The organism is Streptomyces sp. NPDC017943 (genome assembly GCF_044328425.1).
Lineage (GTDB): Bacteria > Actinomycetota > Actinomycetes > Streptomycetales > Streptomycetaceae > Streptomyces > Streptomyces djakartensis_A.
Window position 1 is genome coordinate 398,646 of sequence record NZ_JBIRHH010000001.1, and the last position, 11,869, is coordinate 410,514.

General features: G+C 70.1%; 8 protein-coding genes, 1 tRNA gene and 1 pseudogene. 1 reads left to right on the top strand and 9 read right to left on the bottom strand.

Annotation, left to right across the window (positions count from 1 at the left end):
- Window positions 1-15: 15 nt before the first annotated feature.
- From rho to ACH4C6_RS01730, 7 genes are all read right to left on the bottom strand, one after another.
- Window positions 16-2,070: a transcription termination factor Rho gene (rho, locus tag ACH4C6_RS01700; protein ID WP_398106545.1), complete on the bottom strand. Its 2,055-nt coding sequence runs from the start codon at window positions 2,068-2,070 to the stop codon at window positions 16-18.
- Between the two features lie 402 nt (window positions 2,071-2,472).
- Entirely contained in the window at window positions 2,473-3,402 is a 930-nt protein-coding gene (thrB, locus tag ACH4C6_RS01705; RefSeq protein WP_398106546.1) for a homoserine kinase, read from the bottom strand.
- 359 nt (window positions 3,403-3,761) lie between these two features.
- On the bottom strand, window positions 3,762-4,820 hold the full coding sequence (gene thrC, locus ACH4C6_RS01710) for a threonine synthase (RefSeq protein ID WP_398106547.1): 1,059 nt from the start codon (window positions 4,818-4,820) through the stop codon (window positions 3,762-3,764).
- Window positions 4,821-4,826: 6 nt separating this feature from the next.
- Window positions 4,827-6,119 (bottom strand): homoserine dehydrogenase, encoded by a 1,293-nt coding sequence (locus ACH4C6_RS01715; protein ID WP_398106548.1) that lies wholly within the window; start codon window positions 6,117-6,119, stop codon window positions 4,827-4,829.
- Window positions 6,120-6,272: 153 nt separating this feature from the next.
- Window positions 6,273-7,664 (bottom strand): diaminopimelate decarboxylase, encoded by a 1,392-nt coding sequence (gene lysA, locus ACH4C6_RS01720; protein ID WP_398106549.1) that lies wholly within the window; start codon window positions 7,662-7,664, stop codon window positions 6,273-6,275.
- Window positions 7,665-7,689: 25 nt separating this feature from the next.
- Window positions 7,690-8,766, bottom strand: a complete 1,077-nt coding sequence (gene nrtL, locus ACH4C6_RS01725; RefSeq protein ID WP_398106550.1) for an ArgS-related anticodon-binding protein NrtL — start codon at window positions 8,764-8,766, stop codon at window positions 7,690-7,692.
- A gap of 202 nt (window positions 8,767-8,968) precedes the next feature.
- The gene (locus ACH4C6_RS01730) at window positions 8,969-9,559 is read right to left on the bottom strand and encodes a response regulator (RefSeq protein WP_398106551.1); all 591 of its coding nucleotides are present in this window, start codon (window positions 9,557-9,559) and stop codon (window positions 8,969-8,971) included.
- Window positions 9,560-9,735: 176 nt separating this feature from the next.
- On the opposite strand from ACH4C6_RS01730, the gene ACH4C6_RS01735 reads away from it, so the two are divergent.
- Window positions 9,736-9,807: transfer RNA gene (locus ACH4C6_RS01735), tRNA-Arg, on the top strand.
- Window positions 9,808-10,040: 233 nt separating this feature from the next.
- Here the strand turns inward: ACH4C6_RS01735 and ACH4C6_RS01740 are convergent.
- Together ACH4C6_RS01740 and ACH4C6_RS01745 are read right to left on the bottom strand one after the other, a co-directional pair.
- Window positions 10,041-10,394: pseudogene (locus tag ACH4C6_RS01740) on the bottom strand (site-specific integrase); the annotation flags it as partial.
- A 77-nt stretch (window positions 10,395-10,471) separates the two neighbouring features.
- Window positions 10,472-11,662, bottom strand: a complete 1,191-nt coding sequence (locus tag ACH4C6_RS01745; RefSeq protein WP_398106552.1) for a hypothetical protein — start codon at window positions 11,660-11,662, stop codon at window positions 10,472-10,474.
- Window positions 11,663-11,869 lie beyond the last annotated feature (207 nt).

The following is an 11,869-nucleotide window of genomic DNA, read 5'->3' on the forward strand; positions in this document are numbered from 1 at the left end:
TGCGCAGTGCCGTCGTCAGTCGCCGTTGCCCGGCGTCGGCGTCGTCTTCTGGATCTGCATCAGGAACTCGACGTTCGACTTCGTCTGCTTCATCTTGTCGAGGAGCAGCTCGATGGCCTGCTGCTGGTCGAGCGCGTGCAGCACCCGGCGCAGCTTCCAGACGACCGCGAGCTCCTCGTTGCCGAGCAGGATCTCCTCCTTGCGGGTGCCGGACGCGTCGACGTCCACCGCCGGGAAGATGCGCTTGTCGGCGAGCTTCCGGTCGAGCTTGAGCTCCATGTTGCCGGTGCCCTTGAACTCCTCGAAGATCACCTCGTCCATGCGGGAGCCGGTGTCGACGAGCGCGGTGGCGAGGATGGTGAGCGAGCCGCCGTCCTCGATGTTGCGCGCGGCACCGAAGAACCGCTTCGGCGGGTACAGCGCCGTCGAGTCGACACCACCGGACAGGATGCGGCCGGAGGCCGGGGCGGCGAGGTTGTACGCACGGCCCAGACGGGTGATCGAGTCGAGCAGCACGACCACGTCGTGACCCAGCTCCACCAGGCGCTTGGCGCGCTCGATGGCGAGCTCGGCGACGGTGGTGTGGTCCTCGGCCGGGCGGTCGAAGGTCGAGGAGATGACCTCGCCCTTGACCGACCGCTGCATGTCGGTGACCTCTTCCGGACGCTCGTCGACGAGGACGACCATCAGGTGGCACTCGGGGTTGTTGTGCGTGATCGCGTTGGCGATCGCCTGCATGATCATGGTCTTGCCGGTCTTCGGCGGGGCCACGATCAGACCGCGCTGGCCCTTGCCGATCGGCGACACGAGGTCGATGATGCGGGTGGTGAGCACGCCCGGGTCCGTCTCCAGGCGGAGGCGGTCCTGCGGGTACAGCGGGGTGAGCTTGTTGAACTCCGGGCGGCCGCGGCCGTGTTCGGGCGCCATGCCGTTGACGGAGTCCAGGCGGACCAGCGCGTTGAACTTCTCGCGGCGCTCGCCCTCCTTGGGCTGGCGGACCGCGCCGGTGATGTGGTCGCCCTTGCGCAGGCCGTTCTTGCGGACCTGGGCGAGGGAGACGTACACGTCGTTCGGGCCGGGCAGGTAGCCGGAGGTCCGGATGAACGCGTAGTTGTCGAGGATGTCGAGGATGCCCGCGACCGGGATCAGGACGTCGTCCTCGTTGATCTGCGGCTCGGTCGCGATGTCGTCGCGGCCGCGACGGCCCCGGCGGTCGCGGTAGCGGCCGCGGCGGCCCCGGCGGCCACCCTCGAAGTCGTCCCCGTCCTCGTCGGCCCGCTGCTGGCCGCGGTCCTGACGGCCGCCGCCCTGCTGGTTCTGCTGCTGGCCGCGGTCCTGACGGCCGCCGCCCTGCTGGTCGTCGCCCTTGCCCCCGCGGCCGCGGTCGCGGTCCCGGCCGCGGTCGCGGTCCCGGTCGCGGCGGTCGCGCCGGCGGCCCTCGCCGCCGTCACCGGCGTCGGACTTGGCGTCGTTGTTGTTCTGCGACTGCTGCGGGGCCGGGGTCTCGGCCTTGCCGTCGTTCTTCGCCTCGGCCGCGACCGTCCCGGAAGCGGAGGCGGGAGCTCCGGCATCGGCGGTGGCGCGGCGGCGACGGCGCTCGGCCGGGGCGTCCTCGCCGCCGGCGGGCTGTCCCGGGATCTCGATCTGCTGCTGGGCCGCGGCCTTGTCGGCCTGGTCCGCGGGGGCCTTCGGGGCCTCCTTCGCGTCCTTCTTCTCGGCCTTGCCGGCGCCGTCGGCGTTGTCGCCCGTACGGGCGCGGGAGGTCGCGCGGCGCTTGGGCTTGGTCTCGGCACCCGCGTCGCCCGCGTCGGCCTTGGCGGCCGGGGCGGCGCCGCCGGACGCCTGCGCCTCCTTGATGACCTCGATCAGCTGGCTCTTGCGCATCCGCGCGGTGCCCCTGATGCCGAGGCCGGATGCGACCTGCTGCAGCTCGGCCAGCACCATGCCCTCGAGGCCGGTACCGCGGCGCCGCCGGGAGCCGGCACCGGTGGCAGGCGCGGAGGCGTCCGTGGCGGGCGCGGCAGCGGTCTCCTCGACACGTGCGCCCATCAGATCGGTGGTGTCGCTCACGAAGGGTCCTTCCCTGGAGCGGACGTCGGCCTGTCTGGCTCGGCGACCGGTTGTGCTGTCCGGCTTCGGTCCGTGTGGTGTGAACCGTGCCGGGGCGGTGGTCCGCCTAAGCGGCGGAGGAATCTGGTGATGGCGCTTCCTTGAGTCGTGGCACCCAGTGTCAGTGTCACGCGGCGTGGGAGCACCGGTTCCGGAGCGCGCCCTGCGCCCCGCTCAGTGTCCTCGTACGGCGTACGGTCCGACGTACGGCACACAGTGCGGCTTGGGGGGCTCCCGGAAGAATGTCTGTCCCGGACGGGGACACGAGGCACCTCGCCATGGTGGGGTCGGGTGCAGACTTGAGGTTAACACTACCGGATCCAACAAACATTCCCCCTCTCGAAATCCGGCAACCGTGTGGCGTCAGATGTCGCCGGACGCCGTCAGCGGCAGCACGCTCGCGCCCTGCGCGTCGAGGCCGAGCCGGTTGGCGGCCCATTCGGCGCCGGCCAGGGCCTCGACCTTGTCGGCCGTGTCCGCGTCGGCCAGTGCCATGACCGTGGGTCCCGCACCGGAGATGACCGCGGGGACGCCGTCGCCGCGCAGCCGCTCCACCAGCGCCGCGCTCTCGGGCATGGCCGGGGCGCGGTACTCCTGGTGCAGCCGGTCCTCGGTGGCGGGCAGCAGCAGCTCGGGGCGGCGGGTGAGGGCCTCGACGAGCAGGGCGGCCCGGCCGGCGTTGGCGGCCGCGTCGACGTGCGGAACGCTGCGCGGGAGCAGTCCTCGCGCCGTCTCGGTCAGCACCGGCTTGGCGGGGACGAAAACCACCGGAACGATGGAATCGGCCGGGTCCATCCTGATCGCGCGGGCGGCGCCGCCCTCCATCCAGGACAGGGTGAAGCCGCCCAGCAGGCAGGCCGCGACGTTGTCGGGGTGGCCCTCGATCTCGGTGGCCAGTTCCAGCAGCGCGGTGTCGTCGAGCTTGGCGTCGGCGCCTATGGTCACGGCTCGGGCGGCGACGATCCCGGCGCAGATGGCGGCGGAGGAGGAGCCGAGGCCCCGGCCGTGCGGGATGCGGTTGGCGCAGACGATCTCCAGTCCGCGCGGCTGCCCGCCCAGCAGGTCGAAGGCGGTGCGCAGGGACCGTACGAGGAGGTGCCGCTCGTCGCGCGGGAGCGTCTCGCTGCCCTCACCCGCGATGTCGATGTGCAGCCCGGAGTCGGCCACCCGGACGACGACGTCGTCGTACAAGCCCAGCGCGAGGCCGAGGGCGTCGAAGCCCGGGCCGAGGTTGGCGCTGGTGGCGGGGACGCGCACCCGGACGGCGGCGGCGCGGAACGCTGGACCGGCCATCGCTCGATGACTCTCCTTGAGCTGCGTGATTGTCGAATGACGTTCGATGGACATGCGATGCCGTACGGGAACCCCGGGGGCCGCCGCCGGCCGGGAGGGCCGGCCGCTGCCCGGCCGCGGAGACGGCGCGGCACCGCGCTCCTGCGGAGGCATATGCGGCGGGCGGGTTCAGTACAGCCTATCGAAGGAAGGTTCTGCGGCGACATAGGGCGCACAGCAGGCGCACGATGCGTGTCGCAAGCCCCCTGTGCACCCCCCGCCGGAACCCTTCCCCAGCGGGCGCCGCCTTACGCCGGACCGTGCCGTGCGGGCACCGGCGCTCGAAGCGTCGGCGCACGTCACAGCGGGTCCGGGCGCCCTCAGGCGAGACCCAGGCGCTCCGCCGCGGCGGCCGCGTCCACGGGCACGGTGACCGGCTGCGGGGCGCCGGCGACGGCCCAGTCGGGGTCCTTCAGCCCGTTGCCGGTGACCGTGCAGACGATCCGCTGGCCCGGGTCGACCTTGCCCTGCTCGGCGGCCTTCAGCAGACCGGCGACGGACGCGGCGGACGCCGGCTCCACGAAGACACCCTCCTGCGACGCCAACAGCCGGTAGGCCCGCAGGATCTCACGGTCCGTCACCTCGTCGATGAGTCCGCCCGACTCGTCCCGCGCGGCGAGCGCGAAGTTCCACGAGGCCGGGTTGCCGATGCGGATGGCGGTGGCGATGGTCGAGGGGTCCTTGACCACCTCGCCGCGCACGATCGGGGCGCTGCCGGAGGCCTGGAAACCCCACATCCGGGGCTTGCGGGAGGCGATCCCGTCGGCGGCGTACTCCGTGTAGCCCTTCCAGTAGGCCGTGATGTTGCCCGCGTTGCCCACCGGGAGGACGTGGAGGTCGGGCGCGTCGCCCAGCATGTCCACGATCTCGAACGCGGCCGTCTTCTGGCCCTCGATCCGTACCGGGTTGACCGAATTGACCAGTGCCACCGGGTAGTTGTCGCTGAGGCCGCGGGCCAGCGTGAGGCAGTCGTCGAAGTTGCCGTCGACCTGGAGGATCTTCGCGCCGTGGACCAGCGCCTGGCCCATCTTGCCGAGCGCGATCTTGCCCGTCGGCACGAGGACGGCGCACACCATCCCGGCCCGCACGGCGTACGCCGCGGCGGAGGCGGACGTGTTGCCCGTGGAGGCGCAGATGACGGCCTGGGCGCCCTCCTCCTTGGCCCGGGTGATGGCCATGGTCATACCGCGGTCCTTGAAGGAACCGGTCGGGTTCGCGCCCTCCACCTTGAGGTGGACCTCGCAGCCCGTGCGCTCGGAGAGCACCTGCGCGGGCACGAGCGGCGTACCGCCCTCGCGGAGCGTCACGACCGGCGTGGTGTCGGAGACCGGCAGCCGGTCCCGGTACTCCTCGATGATTCCGCGCCACTGGTGGGTCATTGCTGGTTACTCTCCTTCAACCCGCATGATGCTGGCGACACCACGCACGGTGTCGAGCTTGCGCAACGCCTCGACGGTGCCGGTGAGGGCGGCGTCGGACGCGCGGTGCGTGACGACGACGAGGGAGGCCTCGCCGTCCTTCCCCGACTGGCGAACCGTATCGATCGAGACCCCGTGCTCGGCGAAGACGGTCGCGACCTGGGCGAGAACGCCCGGTTTGTCGGCCACGTCGAGGCTGATGTGGTAGCGCGTGACCACGTCGCCCATGGGCGACACCGGCAGCGCGGCGTAGGCGGACTCGCCCGGCCCGGTCGCGCCGCCGATCCGGTTGCGGCAGACGGCGACGAGGTCGCCGAGCACGGCCGAGGCCGTGGGGGAACCGCCCGCCCCGGGACCGTAGAACATGAGCTGCCCGGCGGCGTCGGACTCGACGAACACGGCGTTGTAGGCGCCGCGGACGGAGGCCAGCGGGTGGCTCAGCGGGATCATCGCCGGGTGCACGCGCGCGGTGACGGACGCGCCGTCCCCGGCCCGCTCGCAGATGGCGAGCAGCTTGATGGTGCAGCCCATCTCCTTGGCGGAGGCGAAGTCGGCCGCCGTCACCTCGGTCATGCCCTCGCGGTAGACGTCGTCGAGGCGCACGCGCGTGTGGAAGGCGATGCCCGCGAGGATGGCGGCCTTCGCGGCGGCGTCGAAGCCCTCGACGTCGGCGGTCGGGTCGGCCTCGGCGTACCCCAGGGCGGTGGCCTCGTCGAGGGCCTCCTGGTACCCGGCGCCCGTCGAGTCCATCTTGTCGAGGATGAAGTTGGTGGTCCCGTTGACGATGCCCATCACCCGGTTGATCTTGTCGCCGGCGAGGGACTCGCGCAGCGGCCGGATCAGCGGGATGGCACCGGCGACGGCGGCCTCGTAGTAGAGGTCCTTGCCGTGCTGCTCGGCGACGGCGTGCAGGGCCGCCCCGTCCTGGGCGAGCAGGGCCTTGTTCGCGGAGACGACGGAGGCACCGTGCTCGAAGGCGGTGGTGATGAGCGCCCGGGCGGGCTCGATGCCGCCGATGACCTCGACGACCACGTCGATGTCGCCCCGTTTGACCAGGGCGGTGGCGTCGGTGGTGATGAGCGCGGGGTCGATGCCCTCGCGGACCCGGTCGGGCCGGCGGACCGCCACGCCCGCGAGCTCCACCGGGGCGCCGATGCGGGCCGTGAGGTCGTCGGCGTGCGTCGTCATGATGCGCGCCACCTCTGAGCCGACCACTCCACAGCCCAGCAGCGCCACCTTCAGCGGACGCGTACGCATCATCCGACCTCGTTTCCTCATGACCGTCATCGGTGGATCCAGTCTCACTCACCGGACGGGACTTTCTGCCCGGAGTCCGGATCGTGAGACATCAATTTCATTTTCACGGGGCGGCGGACAGCAGATCTTCCGCCGCCCCGGGCCTGCGCGCCGGGCTCAGCCGACGTCGAGACGCAGCAGGTCCTCCTCCGTCTCGCGGCGGACGATCACCCGGGCCTCGCCGTCGCGCACGGCGACGACCGGCGGGCGCAGCACGTGGTTGTAGTTGCTGGCCATCGACCGGCAGTAGGCACCCGTGGCGGGCACGGCGACGAGGTCGCCCGGCGCCAGGTCGGCCGGCAGGAACGCGTCCTTGACCACGATGTCCCCGCTCTCGCAGTGCTTGCCGACGACGCGGGACAGCATCGGCTCCGCGTCGGAGGTGCGGGAGACCAGCGCGACGCTGTACTCGGCGTCGTACAGCGCGGTGCGGATGTTGTCCGACATGCCGCCGTCCACCGAGACGTACGTGCGCAGCCCGTCGAGCGGCTTGATGGTGCCGACCTCGTAGAGCGTGAAGGCCGTCGGCCCGACGATGGCCCGCCCCGGCTCGACCGAGATGCGGGGGGTGCGCAGCCTGGCGGCCTCGCACTCGCGCGTGACGATCTCGGTGAGCGCCTTGGCGATCTCGTGCGGCTCGCGCGGGTCGTCGCCGCTGGTGTACGCGATGCCGAGCCCGCCGCCGAGGTCGATCTCGGGCAGCTCGACGCCGTGCTCGTCGCGGATGTCCTTCAGCAGCCCGACCACCCGGTGGGCGGCGACCTCGAACCCGGACATGTCGAAGATCTGCGAGCCGATGTGGCTGTGGATGCCGACCAGCTCCAGGCCGTCGAGCTGCAACGCCCGCCGTACGGCCTCGGCGGCCTGCCCGCCGGCCAGCGGGATGCCGAACTTCTGGTCCTCGTGGGCGGTGGCGATGAACTCGTGGGTGTGCGCCTCGACGCCGACGGTGATGCGGATGAGCACCTTCTGCCGCTTGCCCAGGCCCTGCGCGATGTGGGCGACGCGGACGATCTCCTGGAAGGAGTCGAGCACGATGTGGCCCACCCCGGCCTCGACGGCCCGGGTGATCTCGTCGACGGACTTGTTGTTGCCGTGGAAGGCGATGCGCTCGGCGGGCATGCCGGCGGACAGCGCCGTGGCCAGCTCACCGCCGGAGCAGACGTCCACGTTCAGCCCCTCCTCGTGCAGCCAGCGCACCACGGCCCGGGACAGGAACGCCTTGCCGGCGTAGAACACGTCGGCGCCGGTCCCGAAGGCGGTGCGCCAGGCCCGCGCACGGGCGCGGAAGTCGGCCTCGTCCAGGACGTACGCCGGGGTCCCGACCTCCTCGGCGAGCCGCGTGACGGGGATCCCGCCGACGGTGACGACACCGTCCTCGTCGCGCGTGACCGTCCCGGCCCACACCTTGGGGTCGAGCGCGTTGAGGTCGGCGGGCGGGGCGGAGTAGTGGCCCTCGGGAAGGACATCGGCGTGACGGGGCCCGGCGGGGTGTGCGGAACGGCTCATGGTGTCGTGTGCCTCTTCTTGGCTCTCAGAGGTGTGCGGGTGCGTCGATACCGAGCAGGGACAGGCCGCCGGCCAGCACCGTCCCGGCGGCTTCGGCGAGAGCGAGCCGGGCACGGTGGGCGGCCGAGGGTTTCTCCTCCCCCAGGGGCAGCACGGAGTGCAGCGCGGGCAGGGTGGCGTCGGCGACGGCGACGAGGTGCCGGGCGAGCCGGTCGGGAGCACGGTCCGCGACGGTGGCGGCGAGGACGCGGGGGTGGTCGCGCAGGCCGGTCAGGAGGGAGGGGGCGTCCACCGGGCCGGGCTCGGGGTGGAAGCCCAGGTCGGCGGCGTTGCGCAGCAGGGCCCGGGTGCGGGCGTGGGCGTACCGGACGCGGAACAGGGGGTTGCTCTCCCGCTGCACGAGGTGCTCGCCGGTGACGCGGGGCCGGTCGTGCCCGGCCGGATACAGCAGGGCCCAGCGGGCGGCGTCGCGGCCGAGGGGGAGGGGGTCGGCGGGGGCGGGGGCGGGGCGGAGGGCGGGAGCGGTGTCGTCGCCGGGGTGCTGCGCGCTGTCGGTGTCGGTGTCGCTGTCGGTGTCGGTGTCGGTGTCGCTGTCGAGTCCGAGGGCGGTGGGCCACTGCGGGTCGACGGGACCGTCGCATGCGAAGCGGGGAACGAATCCCTGGCTGCGGGCCACGCGGGCGAGGGCGTCGGCGACGACGACGGCGCGCACCTCGGCGGGACAACGGAGCAGGAGGCGGCCGGACGGGTTCGGTGCGGTGATGTGCCCGTACCGCTGCCCGCACCGCAGGATCTCGGCGACGAGGTCGGCGGAGGTGTCACCGCGCAGACGGAGATTGAGGAACCCCGGTCCGGTGACGACGACGTCGGTGATCCGACGCTCCTGGAGCAGCCGCGCGCGCAGGATGCCGGCGACGCGGTGCGGGGACTCGCCCGCCGCACGGGCCAGCTGCAGCGCGACGGGGGTGGCGTAGTCGCCGCACCCTCCGGGCCCGGGCGGCGCGACCACGACCCGCTCGGGCACGGTCACGCACAGCTCCCCCTCGTCGACAGCGCGACGCACGGCGTGCAGCACGGTGCGCGAGAGCTCGACGGGGGTCACGGGTCAAGCGTAGGGGAGGAGGGGGGTGGGTAAGCGAACCGGTTTGCCGAGGGTCCCGGGATGTGGACGGAGGGGGCGGGCGCGACGGGAGAAGGGCGGAGATCACCCTGAGGCGGAGGCCCCGGACGCCGGCGGACGTCACAGCGGTCCGGATGCCCGGGGGCGCAGCCTCACGTGGTGAGGGGGAGGAAAGAAGAAGGGGCTACGACCCGACGGACTGATCCGCGGCGACGGGCGGGACGACGGGCGGATGAGCCACGGCCGACCGATCACCCGTGGCGGACGACTCGACCGCCGCCGGCTGATGGGCGGAGGCGTCACCTTCCTTGCCGACGCCGGAACCACCACCCCGCAGCCGCCCGCCACCCCGGGCACGCTCGACCAACTGCCGTACGAGAACGACGAGTTCGGCGGGCTCGAAGGGCTTGGGTAGAAAGGCGTCCACACCCACTTCGAGCCCGGACTCGATCTCGTGGTGGCTGCAGGCGCTGACGATGGCAAGGGGGACGTCACGGGTACGCGGGTCGGCCCGCAGCCGAGCGGCGGTGCGGAGCCCGTCGAGCCGGGGCATGACGACATCGAGGGTCACGACGTCGGGGCGCACCTGATGAACGACATCCAGACACTCGGCACCATCGGCAGCGGTCACGACCTCCAGCCCCTCCAGCTCGAGGTTGACCCTGATCAACTGCCGGATGACCTTGTTGTCGTCGACAACAAGCACCCGGCCCGACGCGCCTGGCACAACTCGAGAGTAGGTGGCCCCCGGCCATCGCGTCCGGGTTTTCCCCACTTCCACCCCGCACGGGCGACCGGCACGCCGTGCCGGCCGTGCGGGCCCATGCGCTGACCCCGCGTGGAGGCGGAACAGGCCTTGCTGCAGGCAGCGCGGAAAGTGGTTCATGACCACCCCGAGGGAGCTGGTAGTGTTCTACCCGTCGCCGCGAGCGAACAGCTCCCGCCCGACACGCCCCCGTAGCTCAGGGGATAGAGCAACGGCCTCCGGAGCCGTGTGCGCAGGTTCGAATCCTGCCGGGGGCACCTTGGATTAGGTGCCCAAAGACCCCGCCATCAGCGCTTTCGCTGGGACGGGGTCTTCGCGTATGTGCAGGCGTGTGCGGCTTGGAGCGGCTGTATGTCGGGCGCCGTGGACTATGCGTGGACTGACCGCAGGCCAGGAACCCGCAGGTCAGGCCCCCGAAAACACCGAGGCCCCCGGACCGTAGTCCAGGGGCCATCATGCCGTAGGTGCGCGTGTCGGAGCGGTGTCGGGATCAGGTCCCGTCGCCGGGCTCGTCCTCCTGGCCGTCGTCCTCACCGAGCAGCTCGGCGATCCGGCGGTTGGCGACGTCCTGGCGACCGTCGAGGCACTTCGCGTACCGGCTCAGCAGCACTTCGACGCTGTTGCCCGCGCGCTCCGCGACCTCGGTGGGGTCGACGCCGGCATTGAGCCAGGAAGAGAACGCGGCGTGCCTCAGGTCGTACGGCCGAGCGGCCAGCGGCGAGGCCACCTGTTCCGGCGTGAGCGCCAGGTGCCGGGCCTCGTCCCAGACGCGCCAGTACGTGGTAGAGGCGCCCACTCCCCCACGTTCGTTGGCGAACAGCCGCCCGTCCTCGGCGGTGCCGAACAGCGCGCTATAGCGCCATACGCATTTTCTTGCCACCCACCGAACTTGCGGTGAGTTTTACAGTGATCCACGCACAGCTATGTGACGTCATGAACGACACCTCTAGCACGCGCAACAAGCCAGCCAATCGGGGTTAGTGACATCACTCTGCGGCCATTAGCTGAAACGTCCGTGTCCTGGCGAACTAGGCCGACGTCCACAAGGCGCGCGATCTGGTCCCGCATGCTTTGTTGACCGGGAAAACCGAACTCTTGATGCTGACTGTAGATACAGTATCCTCCCGCGTCGGCCAGCCTGTCGAAAAGTTGCCAGCCTCGCTCCCTAACCTTCAAACGTACGGGCTGACTACTCTCGTGCTCCTTACCCTTACCCGTAAGCCACTCCTTAAGGAGCTTGCTACGCCCCGAGGGCTCGACAACAGGACGCTCCCTTGCAAACCAAGAGGAGAAACATTCCGCATACTTAAAGGCGTCACGCAATTGCTTCCCTATGGTTGCATATATGAAGTAGAAGTCGTCCGCATCGACAGGCGCGTCGTGCGGTTTACGGACAGCGTAAACGTCAAACCTGCGCTTGAGGATCTCCCTGACGTCACCATCCCCAACTGGGGACAACTCGATTGGATCGTCGAGACGCCCTCTAAGACGTGGCGTCTGAACCAAAGTCCGCGTTACGTGGTTGGATCCACAAAGCACCCAAAAAAGACCCGGGCACTTGAAGAGTGCATCCCTCATGGATTCAAGGGCGTTAATAGATGCCCTGGCAGTCCGCAGCAGCTCAAGGTTGTCTATCGTGCACACGAACCCGCCCGAGGAGCGGTCAGGGAAGCATTCTTCCAGCCAAGCCATGATTGCGGAGGGGAATCCAGATTCAGCAAAACCGGGTGATGTGTTCGACGTTCGCGACCCCCCAAAGGTGGTTCCGAAGCTCAAAGCCGAGACACCCGCAGTTCTGGACCGATTCACCGGATCGGAAATCCACCTTTCAATGTTACGCGAGTCAGGGAAATGATAACCGCGCCGCTTCAGTATCTTCCTGTGTTTAATGAAAGCGTGAGCTACATCGAACATCACACTCCTGGTAAATGAAGCGGCAGTATCGTTTGAGCGCAACTCAGTCGTCTTGATCGGAATGAACGGGATCCCGTCATTCTCGTTGAATTCTCGCCACAGCCTGTACTGAGCGACAGAGACTAGGCTTGTTTTACCCACCCCGTTCTCCCCCTCAACAGTTGGGTGTAGAACGCCGCCGGTTATGCAGTCATTCAAAGCATTGATCTGCCCATCCCGTCCAACCAGAAGCGCTTCCCCATCAAATGAACTCGGAACGGGATCCACGTGATAGGGACTGGTTCGGAATCCGCGTTCACGCCACCAAACAGTCACGGCGGACGCCCCCTCGACTTCCTCGGCTCGTGCGCCCTTATATTTTCAGGCTACGCGGCTCCGTTGTCGCTCGCATCTCACTCCGCGCTA

Bases quoted from the DNA above. Each gene is read 5' to 3' on its own strand.
- thrB (WP_398106546.1), bottom strand. From the start codon at position 3,402: ATGGCCGGTCCAGCGTTCCGCGCCGCCGCCGTCCGGGTGCGCGTCCCC.
- thrC (WP_398106547.1), bottom strand. From the start codon at position 4,820: ATGACCCACCAGTGGCGCGGAATCATCGAGGAGTACCGGGACCGGCTG.
- ACH4C6_RS01715 (WP_398106548.1), bottom strand. From the start codon at position 6,119: ATGATGCGTACGCGTCCGCTGAAGGTGGCGCTGCTGGGCTGTGGAGTG.
- lysA (WP_398106549.1), bottom strand. From the start codon at position 7,664: ATGAGCCGTTCCGCACACCCCGCCGGGCCCCGTCACGCCGATGTCCTT.